16 protein-coding genes are annotated in these 24085 nt (G+C 41.3%); 13 read left to right on the top strand and 3 right to left on the bottom strand.

All coding sequences use genetic code 11. The annotated features are described in order from the left end of the window. The first annotated feature begins 458 nt into the window (after positions 1 to 458). The 5 genes from CWC28_RS20555 (at position 459) to CWC28_RS20575 (ending at position 10906) form a co-directional block, all read left to right on the top strand. On the top strand, positions 459 to 4445 hold the full coding sequence (locus CWC28_RS20555) for a hybrid sensor histidine kinase/response regulator transcription factor (protein WP_138625696.1): 3987 nt from the start codon (positions 459 to 461) through the stop codon (positions 4443 to 4445). Positions 4446 to 4742: 297 nt separating this feature from the next. After that, complete coding sequence (locus CWC28_RS20560; protein ID WP_138625697.1) at positions 4743 to 8246, top strand: PKD domain-containing protein; 3504 nt, start codon at positions 4743 to 4745, stop codon at positions 8244 to 8246. Positions 8247 to 8299: 53 nt separating this feature from the next. Next, positions 8300 to 8671 (top strand): hypothetical protein, encoded by a 372-nt coding sequence (locus CWC28_RS20565; RefSeq protein ID WP_062564682.1) that lies wholly within the window; start codon positions 8300 to 8302, stop codon positions 8669 to 8671. Positions 8672 to 8741: 70 nt separating this feature from the next. After that, positions 8742 to 9356 carry a trimeric intracellular cation channel family protein gene (locus CWC28_RS20570; protein WP_063701506.1) on the top strand — a complete coding sequence of 205 codons (615 nt, stop codon included), beginning with the start codon at positions 8742 to 8744 and terminating at the stop codon, positions 9354 to 9356. A gap of 38 nt (positions 9357 to 9394) precedes the next feature. Next, positions 9395 to 10906, top strand: a complete 1512-nt coding sequence (locus CWC28_RS20575) for a YifB family Mg chelatase-like AAA ATPase (RefSeq protein WP_105175095.1) — start codon at positions 9395 to 9397, stop codon at positions 10904 to 10906. Positions 10907 to 10914: 8 nt separating this feature from the next. Here CWC28_RS20575 and CWC28_RS20580 read toward each other — a convergent pair whose 3' ends face one another. Next, the gene (locus CWC28_RS20580) at positions 10915 to 11619 is read right to left on the bottom strand and encodes a response regulator transcription factor (protein WP_063701510.1); all 705 of its coding nucleotides are present in this window, start codon (positions 11617 to 11619) and stop codon (positions 10915 to 10917) included. Positions 11620 to 11784: 165 nt separating this feature from the next. Then, complete coding sequence (locus tag CWC28_RS20585) at positions 11785 to 14280, bottom strand: alpha/beta hydrolase family protein (RefSeq protein WP_138625698.1); 2496 nt, start codon at positions 14278 to 14280, stop codon at positions 11785 to 11787. Positions 14281 to 14425: 145 nt separating this feature from the next. Between CWC28_RS20585 and CWC28_RS20590 the strand changes: the two genes are divergently transcribed. Further along, positions 14426 to 15490: a hemolysin family protein gene (locus tag CWC28_RS20590; RefSeq protein ID WP_063701644.1), complete on the top strand. Its 1065-nt coding sequence runs from the start codon at positions 14426 to 14428 to the stop codon at positions 15488 to 15490. Here CWC28_RS20590 and CWC28_RS20595 read toward each other — a convergent pair. After that, positions 15487 to 16707: an EAL domain-containing response regulator gene (locus CWC28_RS20595; RefSeq protein ID WP_063701514.1), complete on the bottom strand. Its 1221-nt coding sequence runs from the start codon at positions 16705 to 16707 to the stop codon at positions 15487 to 15489. The two genes, CWC28_RS20590 and CWC28_RS20595, sit on opposite strands and share 4 nt — an antisense overlap. Before the next feature lie 175 nt (positions 16708 to 16882). Between CWC28_RS20595 and CWC28_RS20600 the strand changes: the two genes are divergently transcribed. From CWC28_RS20600 to CWC28_RS20620, 7 genes are all read left to right on the top strand, one after another. Next, entirely contained in the window at positions 16883 to 17899 is a 1017-nt protein-coding gene (locus tag CWC28_RS20600; protein WP_063701516.1) for a metalloprotease, read from the top strand. A 183-nt stretch (positions 17900 to 18082) separates the two neighbouring features. Continuing rightward, entirely contained in the window at positions 18083 to 19327 is a 1245-nt protein-coding gene (locus CWC28_RS20605) for a beta-barrel domain-containing protein (RefSeq protein ID WP_105175093.1), read from the top strand. Positions 19328 to 19471: 144 nt separating this feature from the next. After that, positions 19472 to 19669, top strand: a complete 198-nt coding sequence (locus CWC28_RS20610) for a hypothetical protein (RefSeq protein WP_105175092.1) — start codon at positions 19472 to 19474, stop codon at positions 19667 to 19669. Between the two features lie 55 nt (positions 19670 to 19724). Then, complete coding sequence (locus CWC28_RS22685) at positions 19725 to 19853, top strand: hypothetical protein (RefSeq protein WP_267894583.1); 129 nt, start codon at positions 19725 to 19727, stop codon at positions 19851 to 19853. Positions 19854 to 19878: 25 nt separating this feature from the next. Beyond that, positions 19879 to 22017 (top strand): peptidase domain-containing ABC transporter, encoded by a 2139-nt coding sequence (locus tag CWC28_RS20615; RefSeq protein WP_105175091.1) that lies wholly within the window; start codon positions 19879 to 19881, stop codon positions 22015 to 22017. A gap of 131 nt (positions 22018 to 22148) precedes the next feature. Next, on the top strand, positions 22149 to 22295 hold the full coding sequence (locus CWC28_RS21980; RefSeq protein WP_158685603.1) for a hypothetical protein: 147 nt from the start codon (positions 22149 to 22151) through the stop codon (positions 22293 to 22295). A 210-nt stretch (positions 22296 to 22505) separates the two neighbouring features. Then, the gene (locus CWC28_RS20620) at positions 22506 to 23921 is read left to right on the top strand and encodes a mannose-1-phosphate guanylyltransferase/mannose-6-phosphate isomerase (RefSeq protein WP_171038331.1); all 1416 of its coding nucleotides are present in this window, start codon (positions 22506 to 22508) and stop codon (positions 23919 to 23921) included. Positions 23922 to 24085: the final 164 nt, after the last annotated feature.

A 24085-nucleotide genomic window follows, 5' to 3' on the forward strand; every position in this document is an offset into this window, starting at 1 on the left:
ATCCGGCTCCCGCAACCAACTGAAATTATATAATAGACACGCGAAAGCGTGTTTTTTTATGTCTGGAATTCAGGCTCAGAGCCCGAAGGTCGTCGGTTCGCTCTCAAAATTCACCCGTTAATTCTACGGGTAGGTTGGTTTGAGCGCAGCGAAACCCAACATAAACAGAGCTATCAGCTTTCAGCCGTCAGACGTCAGTTGATCAGAGCGATAGGCTTGACCTAGAACCTAGCACCTAGAACCTAGCACCTAGCACCTAGCACCTAGCACCTAGAACCTAGCACCTAGCACCTTTACCCCGCTAACTCGCTAACTCGCTAACTCGCTAACTCGCATCTAAATCCAACCCCTTGATATCTATCTTGGTTATTCATCCCTAAATTGGGAAATGATTATGAATGTTAGCTGAACTGAACTACGCTTGATTAATAACTAATAATAAATGTGTAGATTTAGGGATGATCCGTTTTTTTATAGTGCTCTTAGCAGTTCTGTTTTTACCTTCAGCTTGGTCTGCATTTCATAATTACGATATTGATGATGGTCTATCGCAAAGTGTTGTGTTCGATATTGTGCAAGATCAGCAAGGTTTCATGTGGATTTCAACACAGGCAGGCTTAAATCGCTTTGATGGCAATGAATTTACTGTATTCACAGCATCTGATGAGGAAAATAGCCTAGCGAATAACTATATCTATCCGTTGGCACTTGATAGCGAATCACAGCTGTTTATAGGTACTCGAAATAGTGGCGTAAACCAACTCGCATTACATAATTATCAATTTTCTGAGCCGCTTTTAAAAGAGCACCGCATTACCAGTTTATTGGTGGCGCAACAGCAAGTTTATATTGGCACTTACGACGGCAGCCTGTTTCGTTACGATAAGCGAACAGAGCAACTTGAAACCTTAATAACAGGGTTAAAAAAGCCTATTTATGCGCTATCAAAAATCGCTGACATACTTTGGATAGGAACGCATGGAGCTGGGCTACTTCATTATGATCTTATTAATAAACAACAAATTAATACTGTTTTTTCTGGCTTTGCTGAGCCAGTAAATATTCATGCCAGTATCTTTGCAATCAAACAGGCCGCCGATGGCAGTATTTGGTTGGCAAGTCAGGGCGGCGGTTTATATAAGATTGAGCTTAGTACCAAAACAATAACGCAGTGGTTAACTTCTAATGATGATAATTCTGGGCTTAGTAGCAATGAAATTCGTGATATTGAGTTTGATAGCCAGGGCCGAGTTTGGCTAGCAACGCGAGGCGGCGGAATTAATGTTTACAACCCCATTGATGCAAGTTTCACCGTTTTAGCGCATGACCCGTTTGATAAATATAGTCTTGCCCATGACCGGGTATATAGTATCTATCGAGACAGTAGTGACATCATGTGGTTTGGTACTGCACATGGGATCAGTAAGCTCGACCCCGCATCATTACAATTTAGTAAGTTAAAAAAGCCAACGCCACTTTCAAGTAACGATGCGTGGGCGTTATTTGAAGACTCAAAGCAACGTATTTGGTATGGCAGCTGGGGTGGCGGTATCGATATTCTTGATCAGCAATTAAATCGTTTAGATCGCATAACCACCGAAAGTTCACCGTACTCAATAAGCAGTAATGCAATTAAAGCCATCGCCGAAGATCGTAATGGCGATATATGGATTGGCAGCTGGCAGCAAGGGATTGATGTTTTGCATACCGATGGCAGCATCAGTCACTTTCGAGCAGATGAAGGCGCGCATGGCTTAACTGAAAACAGTATTTATGCCCTTTTAGTCGATGAGAAAAATAATGTTTGGGTCGGCACGAATGGAGGAGGACTGTTTTGTTTTGATAGGCAGCGCGGCAAATTTATTAGTTTTGCACAGCCTGTAGCTAATACACAACTGGTAATTCCAACGGCGCGGGTGACGAGTTTATATAAAACCTCGCAAGCAGATCTGTGGATAGGTACAGATGGTGATGGGGCTTATCATTACAATGCTGCAACCGATACCCTCACTAATTATCGCAAAGGCGACTTGGCTTTATCTGATAATACAGTGCGTGCATTTTTAGAAATTGACCAGCAAATGTGGCTCGCAACGTCGAACGGCTTAAATATTATTGATTTGAGCAACCAGCAAGTTCATCAGTTTAATGTCGCTCAAGGCCTTCCTAATCAAGTCGTTTATGCGTTGTTAAAAGACAATGAAGATTCGGTCTGGCTAAGTACCAACAACGGCCTTACTAAAATAGATCCTGCAACCATGAGCATAAAAAATTATAAAGCTCGACATGGCTTACAAGGTAATGAATTTAATGCTGGTGCTTATTTAAAAACCCGTGATGGCCGCTTGATGTTTGGTGGCACACAAGGGGTTAGCGTGATTAACCCTGCCGACCTTGAAGTTAATACTATTGGTGGGCAATTAGCGCTTACCAGTTTGCAGTTCGATGATAAGGATGTGGTAAATCAAGGTGAAGGTCGTTTAGGCAGTTTATATCAAATAGAAAAAAGCCGTACAGTGACTATTCCTGCGGGCATAAAACGGGTTCATTTCCAGGTAAGTTATCTGCACTACTCTGAGCCGCAAACTAATCAGTATTCTTATCAGTTAGCTGGCTTTGAGCAGCAATGGCGCAAGGTAACTGGCCCGAATTTGGCTGTTGACTACACTAACCTTCCTGCAGGTGAATATCAGTTGATTGTAAATGCCAGTAGTGAAAATGGTGCTAATGCACTTACCCCATTACTGTTAAACATAACCGTTCTTGCTCCTTGGTGGCAAACAAGTGAGTTTTATCTGTTAACAGTTATGCTGATGTTGGCGATGGTGTGGCTATTCACAGTGCTTTGGACTCGGCGGATTCGCCAACAAAAATATTATCTGGAGCAAATCGTCAGCGAGCGCACTGACGAAATCGCAGAGCAAAAAATGCTAATCGAACAGCAAGCTGATGCTCTGAGTGACTCACTCGAAAATAAAGTGCGTTTTTTCACTCATGCATCTCATGAATTACGCACTCCTTTGAGTTTGTTGATTGCGCCGTTGCAAAAGCTAATCGCAGATGAACGAAATACTGAAAAGCGTGAGCAATTGAACTTGGTATTGCGTAATAGCCGGCGCTTAGAAAACTTGGTCGATAAGCTATTAACCTTGACTCGATATGATGAGCGCCATGAAGAGATTATTAAAGTAGTGTCATTATCGGCAATAGCCAGAGAGGTCGCGGGGCAGTTTGCTGTGTTAGGTGAAAAGTCCATCGACTTTCAGGTTGATATTGAAGAGGCTGTATTTATTGAAAGTACCCGAGAAGGAGTGATCACGATTCTTACCAACCTATTAAGTAATGCCTTTAAATATACTCAACAAGGTCAAGTCAGCTTAACCGTAAGCGCATCAGGTGAGCTTGCCAACATAGAAGTAACAGACACAGGCAAAGGCATCGCAGACGCTGAAAAAGACAAGGTGTTTGATACATTCTACAGAGTAAGTAGTCATGCAAATGTAGAAGGCAGTGGCGTTGGTTTAGCTATCGTTAAACGTTTGGTCGATAAATACAAAGGCACTATTATGCTGGCAAGCCGTTTAGGAGAAGGAACCAGTTTTAAACTCGCCTTTAAAACTGCACAATTTGCAGATCAAGTTCCTGTCGATAACACAAGTCTAAAGTCAAAAGTGAGTCATGACAAAGCGAGTGTACTAATTATTGAAGATAATGACGAGTTGCGCCATTACCTGAAAACCGAGCTGCAACACCGTTATCAAGTATTATTAGCTGAAGATGGTCAAGCCGGTTTACAAATAGCGCTGAGCCAAGTACCAGATTTAATTATTACTGATTTAATGATGCCAAAGGTCGACGGCTTTACTGTGTTAGATTCATTACATAATTCGCCTGTTACATGCCACATTCCAGTGATTATTTTGACCGCTAAGGGCGACTATGAGACCAGAGTAAGTAGTTTGCAACAGCATGCATTAGATGTGATCACCAAACCATTTGATAGAGAAGAGCTATTTTTAAAAGTTGAGAATTGGATACAGTGGGTCAACTTATACTCTCAGCAGCAAATTTTGGCTGTACCAGAACATGTGGAGGATGAGCAATCAATCGCGGTTGATCCTCGTGACAAACAGTTACTTGAAAACCTTGAACGGTATGTTGCCGAGCATTACCAGCAACAAGGCTTCTCTATGATGAATTGTGCGAAAGAGTTAGCGCTTAGTGAGCGTCAATTACAACGTAAGTTAAAAGTGTTACTCAACATCACACCCAGTGAGTATTTACGTAATTATCGACTGAGTAAAGCTGCTGAATTACTAAGGCAAGGGCGACAAATAAGCTTAGTAATAGACGATGTGGGCTTTTCTTCACGTTCCTATTTCTCTAAATTTTTCAAAGCAAAATATGGTATGACGGCGAAAGAATATCAATGCCATTATGTATAACTTGTTGTTTATTATTGAAATGTCGTATTTGAGTACATTTTTGTCGGCATTCAGCATACTTATTTCTTGTAACTAATCTACCCTTGAACCTTAACGAAAAATGAATCGCTTTGATGGGATCTCTGGTGTTCATATTTGACGGGCAAACATGACTGAACTCAGATTATGGTTAAGGACGACACTGAGATCCCGCCTTTATTTCATGTTCAAAATAGGTTTTGCTTCCCTTGAGTTATGGCAACTGTGTAAGCAGTTGCCTCTTTTTAGGGAAATACAGCACTCAATGTAAGGATTAGCATGATGAGCCCCCCTAATTTTCACTCCATAAAGTATTTAAAACAATTATTACTAGCGACAAGTCTTGTCGCTTTAACCGCTTGTGGTGGAGGCGGTGGAGGTGGTGATGACGATGATGATACCCCTCCTGTCGCGACAAACAAAAATCCCACGGTATCTATTAGTAGTGATAGCAGCGTAACAGAGGGCGGCGAGTTAGTCCTACAAGCGACGGCAACAGACAGTGATGGCACAATTGCAAGTTATGCATGGCAGCAAACATCAGGTCCAGAGTTAACACTTAGCGGAAGCGATACAAGTAAACTTACGATCACCGCACCAGAAATTGAAGAAGATGCAGATGTTGCTGTTTCATTGACTGTTACTGATGATGATGGTGCTACCGCCACAGCTAAGGTAACGATTGAACTGAAACGTAAAGTGCTCAGTGTAACGATTACCGGTATTGTAACGGATGAGCCGATTATTAACTCAAGTATAGTGGTACAAATTGGCGATGAACAATTTGCGATTACCGCTGATGCAGAAGGTCGCTATAGCGTAAACATTGAGGTTGATGACTCAGATGCCGCTGAACTGGTTAAGCTGGTGGCGCTAGGTAATAACGCCATTGACCCAGGTGTTGAGTTTGTATCCCAGTTGAAATCAATCGCAACGCTTATTTCACAAGCGGGGGCGGATGGCACATTAAGCAAAGATGAAAACTTCGGTGTAAACATTACTAATGTTAGTACTGCAGAGTTTGCACTTTTAAGCCGCGATGGTACAGACATAGACTCTGAACAGGCATTAGATGACGCTTTGCTCGCCGTTGATGCTGACGAAAAACTGCTACTTGCAGCGTTAATCAAGATCATTGTCGATAATGATGACTATGAACTACCAGAGGGGGTCGATACGACCCTTGATTTAATATCCAGTGCAGAACAAATTGATGACTTTATAAATACAGTTGAAAGCCAAGATCCTGGATTAATCGACAGTACAAAAGAAGAGATTAAAGATGATGATGAACTCGTTGATCAAACAATCAATAATCTTACTGGCAATTATTTATTAATGCAGCCGCAATACTATCGCACCTCAGTTGGGCAGTTTGAGTTTAATACTGATGGTAGCGGATATGTTAGTTTGATGGATGTTGATACTGACTTTAGTTGGTCGCAACAAGATCAAGACATCACGATTACACTAGCTGAGCCGGCATTGATGAGTTGCTTTGTGATTACGGATGCAAATAATGAACAGCAAGATGCCTGTGAGTACTTAGTTGAGTTAGATCTAACGATTCTTTTAGAGAACGATGCAAACAGAACGGTCGAATTTTTCCGCAAAAGCGAAACTCGCCTAACCAGTTCAGATGTCGTGTATAGAACCACAGAATCTAACTATAACGCGACCCTTATTGAACAACAGCAAACACTTGCTGTGACGGCTGATGAACTTATTGGTACTTGGGTTATAGATAACTTAAGTGAGTTTGGTGGTTACAGTAGTGCTGTCAGCATCGAACTACTTTCTGGTGGTACAGGGACGCTCACAGATAATGATAACGCGCCTGTTAGTGTGGCTTGGCAAGTTGATGGAAATCAACTACTAATAACCAATAGCGCAGAAGATATCAGTTATGACATCGCAATTTGGCTCGTTAAAAATGTACAAGTTGGCTATCAATTTGCGGCATCACTTGAAGCGAAAGCTGATGATAGCTCGCGTACTGTCACTGGTTTAATGGTGAAGGATAATCAGCTTTCATTTACTAAAGCTGATCTATTGGGTAAATGGACTGTTTATCAGGGCTATAACTCACCACAAACAGACCTTCATTATGATGTGTATGATGATGGTTTAATGAATTTTAACTTGAATCAGAACTTCCGTTCATGGCAAGTGAGTAGTGAGGGAGTGTTCTTACGCCACAACTATTATACAAGTAATGGCGTTCAACCAATCTGCCCTGAAGGCGAAGTTTGCCAAGTATACAGTGAATTCTCGCAGCGATTATTAGCGACTAATAATGGCCAAAACTTTACCTATCGCAAGTATCGCTTTTTTAACTATGATGGTTCGGAGCGTGTCGAAGATTATTCATCTCACCTACGTAATTTTTCTGTATCAGATGAGTATGGGGTAACCAAATTCGCACCTTATTGGTTAGAAGAAAACGCAAGTTATGATGATAATGGCTACCCAATTACAACTAACTACATTGAACTCTATACAGCAAGAGAGCTCGGTGTAGAAACCATTAAAATAGCGACTATTTATGATGAGATGACGGCTGAGTATAGCCATCAAATCACCTTTACTTATCTTGGTGTGGTCAATCAATACGACTACAGTTTAGCATCAGGCAAGTTACTATTTGGTAGCATGCAAGCAGAAGTGAGTGATTTTGATCGACACTTCTTAACCATTTGTGTTTATGAGCAAGCAGGTACATGTACTGAAGATGCTAAACAAGCTTGGTACTTTGATAAGGCAATGGCTGAAGAGCAAGTTGTTATAGAGCGCCCAGCAACGGATCATCCATTAGATGGGGCTTGGCAGCTTGCTGATGAACCTGATGTTGCGGTGATTATTCGTGACGGAAAGTGGTTACAAATTCAAGCAATGGACGACCCTGATGACGATACCGCATTCCCAGGCTATGAAATTGGTGATTTTACTTGGAATGAAACAACAGGTGCATTTGTTGTCACTATTACAGAAGATACCAATGGTAGCTTTGGTATTGATGATGCCGGTAGTATCGTTGCCAGTGTGGATGGGGATACGCTGACATTCGATATTGAAGGTGAGGGTATTATCACTTTAAGTAGAATCTACAGCGAATCAAATCCGTTGATAGGGGGTTATACATATGGCTCTTACGATGGTGATTTCTTTATTGGCGTATTTAAAGAAGACGGTACTTTCTTAGAGCTTGCTCATGATACAGAGTTTGATGAGTTAGGTATCTCAGGTGGTTACTACACCTATGATCCAGAAACTCAAAAGGTAGAGGTTGATTTCTATGTGAAAACCTATGGTGATCCCATTGTTCAAGCTGACCCTTACTTTATTGTTAAACCACAAGGTAACTTTATGCAGTTTAAAGATGGCGATGATTTTGGCCTCTTTGAACGAGTGACCCGAGTGATTGACCAAGCAACCTTTACTGAAGCAGATCTCGTTGGCTCACATGTATTCACTTTTATGGCGGATGATGGCAGTGGTTTAGAAACCTCTAATGTCGTTATAAGCAATGATGGTACTGCAACATTTGAATTAGATGGTGAAGTACGCTCTGCAGAGTGGGTATTAGATCTTGGGTCGTTGATGATGTATAGCGAACCAACAGCTACACAAAATTATGGCCACGGTGTCATCATGACGCCTGTGATAACCATTGATGGTGGCTTTAGTGTAGCGACGCTAGGTTTTGAAGTACCTGAAATCTATGATGATAATGATGATCCCGAACTACATACTTTTGTATCGGGCAGTTTAATTAAGCAGTAATTTTCTGAGCCCAGTAGCAGCAATGCTACTGGGCTTTTTTGAGGAGTTAGTTTATGAAAGCGTTATATTTCTCAGTATTACTTCTTACCCTTAGTGGGTGCCAAACGATGGATGCAATGCAAGAAGACATTAGCGATTTAAGTAATAGTTTGTTTTCAAGTGAAGATATGAGCGAAGAATCACAAGATGCATTCTTAAAAGCACAAGAGGCATTTTATGAAGCCGACAATGTTCGTAAGAAACATGCGCAATTAAATGCTCAAGAACGAAGCTTATGGGTCGAGTTAGAAGATGATTACAACATCTTATTAGCTGCGCCAAGTAAAGCCACTGAGAAGGAATCTTACTTTTCAGACTCCACACTTGCAGACAGCGTTATGATGCAGAGTTTAAAGTTTATTGAGCTGGTCGAAAAAGGCGAGTAATCGAAACTTCGCTTAAAAGATTGAAAAGTTTATGTTACAACGACACTAACATTACTTTTTAGTTACAAACATGACTGAACTTTACCATTGGTTTGATTTAATCGGCGTAGCCGTGTTTGCTGTTTCTGGAACGCTATTGGCGTACGACAAAAAAATGGATGGCTTTGGGGTTGTTGTGTTAGCCACAGTCACTGCTATCGGCGGTGGGACTGTGCGCGACGTAATTTTAGATGTACCCGTATTTTGGCTACATGATCAAAGCTACTTCTGGGCTATATTACTTTCTGTATTTGTTACCACTCGTTTAATCAATAAACAGCGATCGATTTCACTAAATGCACTACAAGTGGCAGATGCTTTTGGTTTAGCATTTTTTGCGGTGATGGGCGCACAAAAAGCCATGCTCGCAGGCATGCCTGATACCACCGCAATTATTATGGGGGTGATCACAGGCTGCTTTGGTGGCGTTATCCGTGATGTGCTCGCTGGAAATATGCCGATGCTATTAAAGGGCGAGCTCTATGCTATTACCTGTATCGCAGGTGGAATTGTTTACACGCTAAGTATCTCACTGGGTTTCGTGACCGAAATGGCCATGGTATTAGCCATGCTAATGACCTTATCACTGCGTTTAGCTGCAATGAAATGGCAGCTGACATTACACGTTTTTAAATATCCCGACTAAGCTTAACCTAAGGATGAATGATAGGGACATCATGGATCGTGTCTTTAGCTAGAATATTTTCACGTGCACAAGTGGGCGTGCAAGCTCCTGAAGTAATTGTAGAAGTACACTTAGGAAACGGCTTACCTGCTTTTCATATCGTTGGCTTGCCTGAAGCGTCAGTCAAAGAGTCAAAAGACAGAGTGCGTAGCGCACTCGAAAACTCACAGTTTGGTTTTCCAGATCAACGAATAACCGTCAACCTTGCGCCCGCTGATTTACCTAAAGAAGGTGGCCGTTTTGACTTGGCTATTGCTGTGGGTATTTTAGTCGCCTCTGGGCAAATAAACTGCCCTGATATTCATCGTTATGAGTTTTACGGAGAGTTGGCTTTAAATGGTGAGGTAAGAGGGGTAAATGCTATTTTGCCTTCGGTGTTAGGAGCGAAAGAGCAGGGGCGCTGTTGTTTCTTACCTGCTGAAAACGATAATCTCGCAAGCCTTGTGTCGGGCGTTTCTCGAAAAGCCGTTTACTCCTTACAAGATGTTTGGAATGATTTATTAAATCAGCAACCTCTGCCACTTAATATTAGCTATCCAGAGCAACAGTCGCAGCGCGAATCGCTACTCGATTTAAGTGACGTGAAAGGCCAACCAGGTGCCAAACGAGTACTCGAAATAGCCGCTGCTGGTGGCCATAATTTACTGTTTCTTGGCCCTCCAGGTACTGGCAAGTCAATGCTTGCCCAGCGTATGCCAACGATTATGCCAACCATGTCGGATGATGAAGCAATTAGTACCGCTGCGCTATATTCGATAATTGGTCAGTCAGTTGATTTATCTAATTGGCGTGAACGGCCCTTTAGAAATCCACATCATACTTGCTCTGCTGTTGCTCTTGTCGGTGGCTCTTCGAACCCTAAACCGGGGGAAATCTCCCTTGCTCATAATGGCGTATTGTTTTTAGACGAGCTGCCCGAATTTGAAAGAAAGGTGCTCGATTCACTGCGTGAACCAATGGAAACGGGCGTGGTGACTATATCGCGAGCGGCGCGACAAATGGAATTTCCATCGCAATTCCAGCTAATCGCCGCATTAAACCCTAGCCCCACAGGAAGCCATACTGATAAGCGTGCAACGCCAGATCAAGTATTGCGGTACTTATCTCGGGTGTCTGGACCATTTATCGATAGGATTGATTTACAAATTGAGCTGCCGAGACTCACCAGTAGCCAATTACAGAGCACGCAAGTAGAAGAAAGCAGTGAACAAGTAAGAGCCAGAGTCGAAAGAGCTTATGCAATTCAACTTAACCGACAAGGCAAAGTGAATGCGCGCTTGAATAATAAAGAAATGAGTATTCATTGTGAGTTGGCAGCAGCTGAGCTGCAGTTTTTAGCAAAAGCCAGTGAAAAACTGGCGTTATCACCACGCTCGTATCACCGTATTATCAAGGTGGCACGCACAATTAGCGATTTAAAAGCACAGCCAGCAATTACCTTAAATGAATTAAAAGAGGCGCTGAATTATCGCGCCTTTGAGCGGTTAATTAGCCAATTAACGCAGTACTAGCAAGTTTGCTAAATAGACAGCATGTAGCCTTTGCCGCGAACGGTAACGATACGTTTTTGGTCTTTTTCATCGCTTAATTTTTTACGTAAGCGGCCAATCAACACATCAACGGTACGATCGCTTGGGCTCCAGTCAGGCTGGCCAATTTCTTCGGAAATTTTTTCACGTGATGTCGCTTTACCGGCATTTGCAATAAGGCAAATAAGTACCTTGTGCTCTGCTTCGGTAAGACGTGATTCTTCACCATTAGGGGTGATCAAGGTGCGGTTATCTGGGTGTAGTTTAAAGTCGGCATATTCAATAAACTCTTCACTCTCATCATCTTGCTGAGAGCCTTTTATGCGCTTAAAAAGAGCGCGCATTCGCAGTTCAAGTTCAAGTAAGTCAACCGGCTTGCAAATGTAGTCATCGGCACCTTGTGCAAGACCAGCAATACGGTCAGCTTGCGAGTCACGACTAGACAGCACAATAACGCCAATATCCGTCAGTGCATTAAGTTCTTTGGCAAGCAAAAGCCCATCGCGTTTTGGTAACACAATGTCGATAACGGCTAAAGAAATTGCTTCTTTTGATGACGCACGCGATTGCACAATGCTTAATGCATCGGCCCCCGTTGAATCTACCTCAATATTAAACTCAGTTTCTTTAAAATGATTAAGAATGCGCTTAACGAGTAGTTCGTCGTCTTCAACCAATAAAACTTGAATAGTCATTCGCTTTAATTTCACACTTGATTTGTTGTTATGTTAGCACTGTATGGCAAAGGCTGAGAAGTGTCATAGCGAGGTTTGTAACTATTTCTTACAATTTAATGGCTTAGCAATAGTTGAAAAGAATGGCAGCTGAGCACTCACATCGTGCCCAGCCAAATGATTAAACTACTTTTCAGGATAAAGGTATTGCCACCATTGTGGCTGATCTTTTAAGTTTTTATCGAAATAAGCCAACATGGTATTCCACCAGTCGAAGCGTTTATCACGAGCAAAAATTTGGTGATCTGCACCTTTGTACTCAATCAGGTCAACATCTTTACCTAATAACTTTAATGCGGTGTACATATTGTGGCTTTCACCAACCGGTACGTTGGTATCCGAATCACCATGAAGGAGTAATAGCGGCGTTGTTACTTTGTCAGCATGAAACACCGGGCTGTGTTGGCTATAAAGTGTAGGATTGTTCCACGGGTAGCTATTTTTAGATGCCTCAGCTGAGTATAAGTAACCCCACCAACCTTGACCCCAATACGAGGTGATATTTGAAATCCCTGCATGGGCAATCGATGCACTGAACATATCCGTTTTAGTTGCGAGTAGCATGGTCATAAAGCCGCCGTAAGAGGCCCCTAAATTACCCACACGTTTGCTATCTACAAAGTTATATTTATCTAAAAAGGCTTTAGTACCGTCGATGATATCGTTGGCAGTGTATTCACCCCATGCGTTGACGTGTTTAGCCGAGAACTCTTGGCCAAAGCCTGTTGCGCCAGTAGGTTGCACAACGTAAACAACATAGCCATGCTCAGCCCATAAGTTAAACGGGTAACGGCCTGTAAAGCCACGAGTTACTGGCGATGTACCACCATAATAATAAACCAGTGCAGGGTATTGTTTATTGCTATCTAAATCATGGGGTAAATAAACTCGCCCCTTTATTTCAATGCCATCTTTATTAGTAAAGTTAAACTCTTCCAGTGAGGCTACTTGCGTATTTTCATAGCCAATTGGTTTAGAATCCCACACTACTTTAGCGCGACCCTTACCTAAGCTGAGTTGTTTTAACTGCTGAGGTGTTGACGCTGTGGTGCCGGTAACCAAAATGCGTGGGGTACGCTCGTTTGAGTAGCTAAATTGCTCCACAACATCAAAGCCCGTATTCACTTTATTAAAACGCTTTTTGCTCAAGTCGAATTGATAAAGTTGTACGGTATCTTGCTCGGTAACTTTAATAAGCGCATCACCGTTTTCAAGCACATTTAACTGGCCGATAGCTGGGTTAAACTCCTTACTCAGAGCGCTGGCTTGTTTACCGTCACGGCTGAGTAAATAAAGTTGACCGTCATAGTTATTCGCAAGCATCCCTTCAGGAAGGTTACGACCTAAGCCATTGTTAAAATCTGGACCGGCAGTGACATAAATTCCGTCGTCAGTATATTTAGCCTGATTAAAGGTATTGTATTGACCAAGTACCTTGATAGCCGATGAAGCTAGGTTTAGCTCAACAAGCTCTGTTGCTGGCTGTGGTGATAGCTGCATTGCTTGTGCTGAGCGGCTCATCAAAACGTGGCCGCTTTTAGCATCAAAATCTTCAAGTGAATGGCTAAGCGGGCCTTGGCTTAATATTTTGCTTAAACCTGTTGCGATATCGAGTAAATAGACTTGCGACGTGGTACGAGCATAAGACCAACGATCTTGCAGGCCTTGATAATGTTTAGTGAGCTTGCCATTGTCTGTTGGAGACTTCGACCAACTAAAAATTAAGCTGTTGTTATCGAAAAACTGAAAGCCATTTGCACCCGCGAGGTTTTTAGCAATGATGCTAAGTTGCATGGTTTTCAGGTTTAAACGTTTAAGCTCGCCATTTAATAAATACACTAAGCTTTTGCTATCTGGGCTCCAAGTAATGTTACTCGGTTGGGCTGATTCAAAGCGATAAAGCGTATTGTTTTTTGCGTCTTTAAGCTCAGTAACATATTGTGCTTGATTAGCGGTTGCATCTTCGTAATGACGTTGGCTAGTAATGAAGTAATCGCCATTTGGTGCCATTGAAATATAACTGACCGTTGGCGCATCGAATAATTGCTTAGCCGACAAACCGTGTTGTTGCTTAGCACTAAATTGCACAGCATCTAGTTCAGACTTAGCCGTAAAATCAAGCTCAACCTCATTCCAGTTAGCTACTTGCTCAGCGATGATAACAAACTGGTGATCGCCTTGGCTTAAAGCTAGCTCATAGCTTTTATTTTTTTCTGTTTGCTTTTCACCATCAATAAATAGCTGTGCGTTTTCAATGCCTTTAAGCGTTAATGAGCCTTGGCTAAAGCGTTCAGTTGAAGCGGTAAATTTGAGTGCCTGTAAACCACCTAGTGTTAGCGCACTCACTTTATCGAATGATTGCCAGTCAAGCTCATCGCCAAATACGCGTATGCTATCGCCGCTTTTTTGCAAGCTAGGTAGTAGGTTAGCAATAATGGCATCGCGATGATCCGTTTGATATGGCTTAAGTTGCATATCTTCGCCAAGAGGGCCAATAAATTGCACCGCTGATTTATCAATGGCAGCGGCCATTGCTGTATTACTTAACGCACATAACGCTAATGCACTAAATGTTGTTTTTAGCTTGGCTGATTGGCTTAGCCAAGTAGTTGAAAGTGTCATAGTTTCGCCTGTTGAAGGTAATTTAAACCAATATAGCACGCTGCAAATTACCCAAAAAGTGCTCTGCGTTAGATTGCAGTCGGGTTTGAGCTTGTGGTTTTCAATTGCTATGGTGAGCAGGTTAACTTTTTTAAGAGGGCTCAGCGTGACATTGCTACTTGTTTATATGTTTGTTGCCATTGCGGTTTCGTTTTTGTGCTCAGTGATGGAAGCGGTACTGTTAAGTATTACGCCAAGTTATGTTGCCATGCTAAGAAAGCAACAACCGCAATTAGCAAAGCGGGTAGGTAAACTCAAAGACAATATAGACCAACCGTTGGCGGCAATACTCACGTTAAATACCATAGCGCACACGGCGGGTGCCGCTGGCGTTGGCGCACAAGCTGCAGTGGTGTTTTCAGATGCTGCGGTTGGCGTAGCCTCCGCAATTATGACGTTATTGGTACTGGTGCTTTCTGAAATTATTCCTAAAACATTAGGGGCTAATTATTGGCGAGGATTAACACCCATTGTTAGTGTGAGCTTAATTTGGTTGGTGTTTATTCTAAAACCCTTCGTGTGGTTTGCTGACATTTTAACGCGCTTTTTAGGGCGTAATTACGATGAGGCCTATTATATTCGCCAAGAGATTGAAGCCATGGCTGATATTGGCACTGAATCAGGAGCCCTTGGGCAAGATGAATCTGAAATCATACGCAGCCTGCTGCATTTTCGTCATGCCAAACTCGATACCTTAATGACACCACGTACGGTGCTTTTTAAAGTCCATAAAGATTTAACCGTAAACCAATACTTGTCGGAGCATGGTTCTTCATCGTTCTCTCGGGTATTGGTTTATGACAAAAATGGTGATGATATTATTGGCTTTGTGCATAAAAATGACATTATGCTGGCTTATCATCGTCTGGGTGAAGACTATAAAATTAGCAAGCTCGTTAAGCCTATTTACACCGTACCAGAAACCTTGCATGTGCCGACCTTGCTCGAAACCTTACTGTCTGAGCGCACGCATATTTGTTTAGTCGTGGATGAATACGGTGATGTACAAGGTATTGTCACCCTTGAAGATTTAATTGAAGCATTAATGGGGCTCGAGATTGTTGATGAGCATGATCAATCAGCCAATATGCAAAAAGTCGCCAAACAGCGTTGGCGACAGCGTTTAGCATCGAGTAATACCATTGTCAGTGACGATAAGCGTAAACCTTAGCGGCGATGCCCCGCTGCGGTTTTTACCATTTGCCGCCAAGAGAGTGACCAATTTAAAAAGTCTTCTTTGGCTTTTGGGCGGCACAGCAAAAAGCCCTGCATTAAAATAAATTCTTTGTAGCGGTCGAGGTATTCAAGCTCTTCAACGCGTTCAATACCCTCGGCAACGATAGCGAGATCTTCTTGTATCGCTATATTCACCAAGCTACTAACAATCACTTGGGAAAACTGATCGGTTTCAATATTACTGATCAGGGTGCGATCGATCTTTATTTCGGTAAAGGGTAGTGTTTTTAACTGCTGCACATTAGTAAAGCCAGTGCCAAAATCATCTAGTGAAATACCAAAACCGCGCATTCGTAAGCGGTTGAGTGATTCAAGTTGCGATGCACTACGCAGCGCATACTGTTCGGTAATCTCTAATATAACTTCACTAGGCGTGAGCTTGTTAAGGTGCAGTATTAAAGCCAGTTTATCTGGACAACTTAAGTCCTCAAGCTGCGAGGGAGATAAGTTAAATGCGAGCTTTAAGTTAGGATCAAACTGCTCTTTAATTTCTGCAAAATCGTTAGTGGCCTTTTCAAATAATTGGAAAGTAATAAGGTTTATTAAATCTAGGTCTTCAGCAATACAAATAAAGCGATCAGGTAAAATTATTTCGTCTTCTTGGCTTGTGTTGATGCGGGCAAGTACCTCAATGCTTTCAACCCGATTATCATGGCGATTTATCTTAGGTTGATAAAACGGAATAATCTCATTATGACTGATGGCATGTAGTAACAATGACTCAGAAATAGGGGTTTTTGTACGCTCAACATGAATAGCAAAGTGCTCAAGCTTTTGCAGTAGTAAGTACACTTGATTAAGTTGCACTGGTTTAGTGACGTTACCAATTAAGTGAGCGTTATGCTTACGAGCAAGGTCTGCTGCAAGGTCAATGACTTTAGGGTCCATCTCAGAAATTATGGCAATTGCACCTTGGTATTTCATGGCGCCTAAGTGACGAATAAGCTCCATGCCATCCATATCTGGCATATTGAGATCGGTAAAAATGGCATCAAAAAAGCGAGGGGCTTTTTTAACTTTTTCTAAGGCTTCTTCTGCACTTAGGCAGGTTGTAATGTGTGGAACCTCAAGCTCATTCAAGATGGCATGCATAACAATCAGGATAGCTTTTGAGTCATCCACTACGAGTATGTGTCTATTTGACTTAACCATATTCACTCCTTGAACAAGAACGCTATAGTTAAAAGTAGTAGATAAACCCTATTTAGTCATGTTTTTTGCTTGTTTTATAGTGCGAAAAATACACAGTCTTGTACCTAAAGGAAATTCGTAATTTTGCAAGGTCTCAGTATAATAGCCGCACTTTTTATTCGTATTTATAAGAACTATGGTCAGACTTCAGCTGAGTCTCGCAGACGAAACCTTTATTTTGCATTTAAATGGCTCACAGTTAATTCAGCTTTTTCATCATCAACAAGCAATTGCTTTCGATAACCCAGAGCCAGAACTTTATGAATTTGATTTTCAGGGGCAACGCATTGGTCTTGATACCAGCAAAGTGCACGAAAAAAGCTTAGCCATTTTTGTTAATCAGCAGCAGGTGAGCCAGCTTGCTTTACCGGAGTTACAAGAAGCCGAACCCAAACGCGGCATTATTGGTTTGCTGGCACTGGGCTTTAAATTATTTAAAAGTGCAAAAGTAGTTAAAGCGGCTTTAGCGGGTGCTTCGGTGGCAGGCTATGCTTGGTTATTTTCTATTGAATTTGCCTTGATGCTAATTGCTTGCTTGGTGGTGCATGAATATGGTCATGTACGTGCGATGAAATACTTCGGCATTAAAACTAAAGGTATTTACCTTATTCCCTTTGTCGGTGGTTTGGCTGTTTCCGATGATAAAATTACCACGCGATGGCAAGACGTAGTGATCTCACTCATGGGGCCTGCTTTTGGCTTGATTACCTCAGTACTGGGAGTCGTGCTTTACTACGCCACTGAAATGGAAATATTCGCTGGTGTGGCAGTACTCAGCGCACTGCTAAACCTATTTAACTTGTTGCCTATTTTGCCCTTAGATGGCGGCCATGTACTTAAAAGTATTAGTTTTTCGATGCGTTCATGGATAGGTCTAAGTGTGTGTTTATTAGGTGTGTTATTTGGCTTGTGGCTGAGTTATACCTTTGGCTTGATGCTACTGGTGTTCTTCTTATTTGTAGGGGCTCTTGAGATTATCTTTGAGTGGCGCGGACGTCACTATTCACATCTCATTCCTCTTGATACATACGGGCAAGGCTTTTCAGCGGTAATGTACGCACTGGTTGTTGCAGGTCACGTTGCAGTGATGATGCACTTTGCTGATTCAGAAAGCGCAATCCTAAGCTTACCAATGAAGATTCTAGCAAGTTAAATAATATTTAAGCACTAAGTTATATACAGCTTGGTGCTTAAATTTAATTAATATATTTTAATTGATTTTACTAATTAAACCTTCAATTTGTGCTTTGTTTTATTTTTAGGAAAATTCTGATTTACAAAAATTAGAATGTCCCGCTAATTTTAAATTCAAGAGATATAGCAAAAGGATTTTGTTATGAGCTTGTTTAGAAAGGAAGCGGTTGCACAACAAAGTGAACGTTTAACTGGCGTAATTACCTTAGCGCAACCATTATCGATTAAATTAACAGTTGTAACCTTAAGCTCTGTTGCTGCTGCGGTTATAGTATTTCTTTTTACAGCAGAATATTCCCGCAAAGAAACCGTACGTGGTTTTCTCATGCCTAGTAAAGGCGTCATTCAAAGTTTTGCTAATCAAGGCGGAACAATTGAAAAGCTTCATGTAAAAGAAGGCGACTCTGTCATTAAGGGGCAAGCACTTGCTTCAATTGTTGTTCAGCAAAATGATAGTCAAGGTTTAGATCTCAGTTCACAATTAGTTGAACAATTAACAGAGCAAATTAAACTTTTGAATCATGAGGTTATGCAAACGGAAGTGTTGCAAAAACAAGAAATACTAAACCTTGAAGCGCAGCAAACGCTTTTAAATGAAGAAAAGCTTGCATTACAAAGTCAATTAACACTCGCAGATGAAAAGCTTGCCCTGTTGCAAAGTCAACAAGTTAATTTCAACCAGCTTAATAAGAGTGGCTTTTTATCGAATATAGAACGTGAGCAGCAACAACAAGCTTTACTCGATGTTAAGCAAGAAAAGCAAAACTTAGCTCGAATACTGATGCAGCAAAATAACCAGCTGAGTCAATTACGCTTTAATCTTGCTAACGTTCCACAACAATATGCACTTCGCATCAGTAACTTAAAACGAGAAATTTCAGATACACAAAACCAACTATCGCAGTTAAAAAGCAACTATAGCTACACAATTACGGCTAGCAATAATGGTGTTGTTACAGGCATTCAAGTAGTCGAAGGAGAGGTGTTAAGCCAAGCAAAGCTTTTACTGCATATTATACCTGAGGGTTCTGAGTTAGTTGCTGAATTACTATTACCAACGCGCTCCGCAGGGTTTATAGAAATAGGCAACGAAACTCGGTTACGTTTTGATGCTTTTCCATATCAACGATTTGGTTTTATCAATAGCACAATTAGCCGTATTGATAAGGCACTTATTACACCAAACGAAGTGCGGTTACCTATTACATTGCAAGAGCCTGTATATCGACTTAGGGCTACTTTAAGTCAGCAGCAAATGTCTGCGTATGGAAAGGCCTTTGAGTTAAAAAGCGGCATGCTGTTTGAGGCAGACATAATGTTAGAACAGCGCACATTAATTGAGTGGTTACTAGAGCCTTTATATAGCTTAAAAGGAAGGGTTTCATAGAATTTAGAGTTACTCATTTGAGGATCTCTAAAAGGAAGCTGACTTTGTTTATTTTCGTTAACCATAGTCAGTAAATTTAATCCCATAGATTTGGGTTGATAAATCCTGTTGGTAGTAAATCACAGGAAACAAGGAGTTAATATCATGCGTGAATTAAACGTTATTGAAATTAAAGAAGTTAAAGGTGGTGTAGACCAAAGTACTGCAATTGGTGGAAACCTGGGAATTATAGCAATTGGAGTTGGGATTCTTGCCGCAGGAGCAACAGCCCCTATTTGGTTTGGAGCTGCGATGATCGGGGTTAGTATATCTTTAACAACCTCATATTTTTTAGAGCATTAACATAATTTGAGAGTGTGAATTCACACTCTCTATTATATTTTATGGGGTAGTTATTATGGATAATGGATGGGGTAGTAATCCCGAAAATGGTTGGTTTAATAAAAATGTAACTAAGAAAGGAATGTTTTTTTCAGGTTTCTTTATAGGTTTATCAATAGGCTTTTTTATGACTATTTTAATTTGACTTTGAAGAGTTGTACGGAGTTATTATGGCTTTAGTTAATTTTAATATTAAATTCTTAACCCCTCTGATACTTCAATCCGAAATTGCTGAATGCGGTCTCGCCTCTATGGCCATGGTGGCATGCTATCACGGTCACAAGCTTGATATGCCTGCAATGCGAAAGCGCTTTGCGGCGAACCTAAAGGGGATGAATTTACAGCAGTTAATTGAGTTGGGGGATAGCTTAGGATTAGCGAGTCGTGCGTTACAGTGTCCATTTGAAGAGGTTCATAAGCTGCAGACTCCCTGTATATTGCATTGGGATATGAATCACTTTGTAGTTTTGACCAAAGTTTCTGGGAAGGGAAAATCAGCCAAATTAGCGATTAATGATCCAGCCCTTGGGAAGCGGAATCTAAATAGCGAGGAATTTAGTAAGCACTTTACCGGTATTTGTTTGGAGCTCACGCCAACCAGTAAGTTTGAAGCTAAACAAGAACAGGCACGAATGAGGTTTAGTCAGCTTTGGAGTGCTGTTACTGGTCTAAAAACTGGCTTAATAAAATTAATTGCGCTGTCGCTGGTTTTACAGCTATTTGCACTGATGACACCCTATTATATGCAGTGGGTCGTGGATGAAGTGTTGGTTAGCTTTGATGAGTCTTTGCTCACGGTGCTTGCGCTAGGTTTTGCATTAATTGCGATCATTTCAGTTATTACTAATGCAGTGCGGAGCTGGTTGATTTTGAGGCTTTCGAGTCTGCTAAACATGCAAATGGGGGTTAATCTATTACGTCATTTACTGCGCCTCCCTATGAACTACTTTGAATCCCGCCACATTGGCGATATTGTTTCCCGTTTTGGCTCACTAGCGCAAATACGTGAGCGTATTACCACAGGGTTTGTAGAAACATTTGTTGATGGTGTTATGGCTATTACCGTATTGATTATGATGTTGATTTATTCACTTAAGTTGACAGCTGTTGTTGTAGGCGCAATTACCCTTTATACGCTTGTACGCTTAGTGCTGTATCGACCACTGCATCAAGCTACAGAAGAAATGATTCAAAACTCCGCTAAAGAGCAATCAAACTTTTTAGAAAACATTCGTGGTATGCAAACAATTAAATTGTTTGGTAATGAAGCGCAGCGCCAAGGTATTTGGCAAAACCGTTATGCTGAGGTAATAAATAGTGAAATACGTTTAGGGCGATTAAATATTAGTTTTGAGTCTTTTAATAAACTACTGTTTGGTCTTGAGAATGTAGTGGTTATTTACCTTGCTGCACTTTTGGTTATGAGTAATAGCTTATCTGTCGGTATGGTGTTGGCATTCATAGCCTATAAAAATCAGCTTACAAGTCGCTTTGCAAATTTCATCGAGCAAATAATCCAATTTAAAATGATGCGCTTACACCTTGACCGTATCGCTGATATTGCGCTTACTAAGCAAGAAGCGAATCGCGATGGTGACTTGGCCTACAGAGGGAGTAGCGACAATAAAGTGAAAGGTAAGCTTAGCCTTGAAAATATCAGTTTTAGTTATAGCGATGATCAAGCACCTATTTTAAAAGATATAAATTTAACGCTAAATTCATGCGAGTCTATTGCTATTACTGGCCCGTCTGGCGCGGGTAAAACGACGTTAATGAAAATCATGTTGGGTTTATTACAACCAACATCAGGCAAAGTGTTACTTGATGGCATGGATATTACCCAACTTGGCCTTAAAAATTACCGCAAACAAATAGCCGCAGTAATGCAAGATGACACGCTATTAGCTGGCTCAATCGCCGATAATATTAGCTTCTTTGACCCACAACCTAATTACTTAAAAATAGAACAGTGCGCTCGTCATGCAGCAATTCATAGTGATATTACTAAAATGACTATGGGTTATAACTCATTAGTGGGCGATATGGGTTCTAATTTATCCGGTGGACAACTTCAACGGTTATTACTTGCCAGAGCGCTGTACCAATCTCCCAGCGTCCTATTTTTGGATGAAGCAACGAGTCATTTAGATCAAGAGAACGAAGCAAAAATCAGTGAGCAAATTAAGCACCTAGAGATGACGCGAATAATGATTGCTCACAGGCAAGAGACTATCAATATGGCGGATAAAGTGTTTGAGTTGCAAGGTGGTGCTTTAACAAACAAAGTAGTTAAAAATGAAACTGCGTAATCGAATATGAATTTAGTAACTTGTATTTAACAAGCTACTAAATCAATGGCTAGGCACGTTAATTCTTCTAAAGAAAAGCGGCTAACCTATTAACTACCCAACAAAAAATGTGAATACATGGAGAGTATATAATGCGTCAATTAAATTTGATTGAAATTCAAGTGGTTTATGGTGGAGTACTATCGAATAGAGCAGTTAATGAAGGAGATTTTATAAAGGAAGATAAACCTGGGTTTGGCATGCCACACTTACCTTCACCAATAGAAACTGACGATTAGATGATAATGTAGATAAGGAGGGTCTCCTTCTTATCTAAAAAGAAAATTTATGACGAATAGCAATTTGGCGCGGTGCGTATGGCATGGGTTATAAAAGCCATTTTATTTGTATGTTCATTTAGATGTGTTGAACTCTAACATGTAATTGCCCTAAGCTACACACTCAAAAATTTGTTAAACTCATGGTTGGATTATTTACTTTAAGCAATCATGAGTCGCAAAATTACCCCCGTTATTCTTGCTGGTGGCATAGGTTCTCGTTTATGGCCTTTGTCGCGTAAAGCGATGCCTAAGCAATTTTTATCTTTGCTTAGCGAAAAGTCACTCTTACAGAGCACGCTTTTACGTGTGGCTGACTCACGATTTAATGCGCCGATTTTAGTTTGTAATGAAGAACATCGTTTTATTGCTAAAGCGCAAATTGCAGAAATCACTGATAGCTTTACGTTGCTTCTTGAACCCGTAGGTAAAAATACTGCACCGGCGATTGCGTTAGCGGCTGAATTTGCATTGCAAAATGGCCTAACGGATCCCTTACTGGTGATGCCTGCTGATCACCACATTAGTGACTTTGAGAAGCTTATTGCCTGCTTAGATAATGCTATAGCACTTTGTCAGCAACAACAGTTAGTGACTTTTGCCATTACTCCTACAGAGCCTCATACCGGCTATGGGTATATTCGCCAAGGAGAGCCGTTAGCCCATGAAGGCTGCTTTAAGGTGGCTGAATTCAAAGAAAAACCAGCACTACAATTAGCCAAAAAGTACCTTGCTAGTGGTGACTATAGCTGGAATAGTGGCATGTTTTTATTTCTGCCAGATGTGTATTTATGCGAGCTTACTCGCTTTGCACCAAAGATTGCTGACAGTGTCGCCAAAGCGGCAAGTTTCACTGCAGATTTAGGTTTTCAACGGCCCGTTGCTAATTCGCTTGCAGCATGCCCCAGTGATTCTATTGATTATGCTATTTTGGAACGTAGCGCTAACGTTGCTGTTATCCCTGTTGATTTAAATTGGAGTGACGTAGGTAGTTTTTCAGCGCTGTCGAAAATCGCTGAAAAAGACCACCATGGTAACTATTTAGCCTCGCAAGGAGTGAGTTTAGATAGCGAAAATAATCTACTTATTAGCGAAGCCGATCACACCATTGCGGCGCTCGGTGTGACTAATCAAGCCATTATACATACTCATGATGCCACCTTAGTGGCAGATAAAAGTGCACTCGATAAGCTCCCTGATTTACTTAAACAGCTTGCTTTAGTTGATAATGACAAATTGACCCATCACCAAGCGGTATTTAGGCCTTGGGGTAACTACCGAACTTTAATTGAAAGCACGGGCTTCAAGGTGAAAAAAATAATTGTAAACCGTGGTGCAAAACTCTCAACTCAGCGCCATCAACATCGTGCAGAACATTGGGTCGTCGTATCAGGAGTCGCAAATGTCCGAGTTGGCGATAACGAATTTGAATTAACAGCTGACCAATCTTGTTATATTGCGGCAAAGCAATTACATAGCCTTGCTAATCAACAAAACACACCACTGATCGTTATTGAAGTACAAACCGGTGCGATACTAGATGAAAGCGACATCGAGCGATTTGATGATAGGTATGGCAGAGACTAGCTGGAAGCTCTAAGCTTTCAGCTATAAGTTTTAAGTAGATTAAGCGGGTTGTTTTCTTTCGGTTCACAGGAACTAATTGTTGCTTGAGGGTAAACTGGATTTAGTGTGTCCTAGCACCTAGCACCTAGCACCTAGCACCTAGCACCTAGCACCTAGCACCTAGC

This window comes from Pseudoalteromonas sp. S4492 (assembly GCF_005886115.1).
In the GTDB taxonomy this organism is placed as follows: domain Bacteria; phylum Pseudomonadota; class Gammaproteobacteria; order Enterobacterales; family Alteromonadaceae; genus Pseudoalteromonas; species Pseudoalteromonas gelatinilytica.

Coding starts and splice junctions, on each gene's coding strand:
- CWC28_RS22685 (WP_267894583.1), top strand. CDS start 19,725: ATGGATAATGGATGGGGTAGTAATCCCGAAAATGGTTGGTTTAATAAA.
- CWC28_RS20615 (WP_105175091.1), top strand. CDS start 19,879: ATGGCTTTAGTTAATTTTAATATTAAATTCTTAACCCCTCTGATACTT.
- CWC28_RS20555 (WP_138625696.1), top strand. CDS start 459: ATGATCCGTTTTTTTATAGTGCTCTTAGCAGTTCTGTTTTTACCTTCA.
- CWC28_RS20565 (WP_062564682.1), top strand. CDS start 8,300: ATGAAAGCGTTATATTTCTCAGTATTACTTCTTACCCTTAGTGGGTGC.
- CWC28_RS20620 (WP_171038331.1), top strand. CDS start 22,506: ATGAGTCGCAAAATTACCCCCGTTATTCTTGCTGGTGGCATAGGTTCT.
- CWC28_RS20600 (WP_063701516.1), top strand. CDS start 16,883: ATGGTCAGACTTCAGCTGAGTCTCGCAGACGAAACCTTTATTTTGCAT.
- CWC28_RS20580 (WP_063701510.1), bottom strand. CDS start 11,619: ATGACTATTCAAGTTTTATTGGTTGAAGACGACGAACTACTCGTTAAG.
- CWC28_RS20610 (WP_105175092.1), top strand. CDS start 19,472: ATGCGTGAATTAAACGTTATTGAAATTAAAGAAGTTAAAGGTGGTGTA.
- CWC28_RS20595 (WP_063701514.1), bottom strand. CDS start 16,707: ATGGTTAAGTCAAATAGACACATACTCGTAGTGGATGACTCAAAAGCT.
- CWC28_RS20605 (WP_105175093.1), top strand. CDS start 18,083: ATGAGCTTGTTTAGAAAGGAAGCGGTTGCACAACAAAGTGAACGTTTA.
- CWC28_RS20585 (WP_138625698.1), bottom strand. CDS start 14,280: ATGACACTTTCAACTACTTGGCTAAGCCAATCAGCCAAGCTAAAAACA.
- CWC28_RS20570 (WP_063701506.1), top strand. CDS start 8,742: ATGACTGAACTTTACCATTGGTTTGATTTAATCGGCGTAGCCGTGTTT.
- CWC28_RS20560 (WP_138625697.1), top strand. CDS start 4,743: ATGATGAGCCCCCCTAATTTTCACTCCATAAAGTATTTAAAACAATTA.
- CWC28_RS21980 (WP_158685603.1), top strand. CDS start 22,149: ATGCGTCAATTAAATTTGATTGAAATTCAAGTGGTTTATGGTGGAGTA.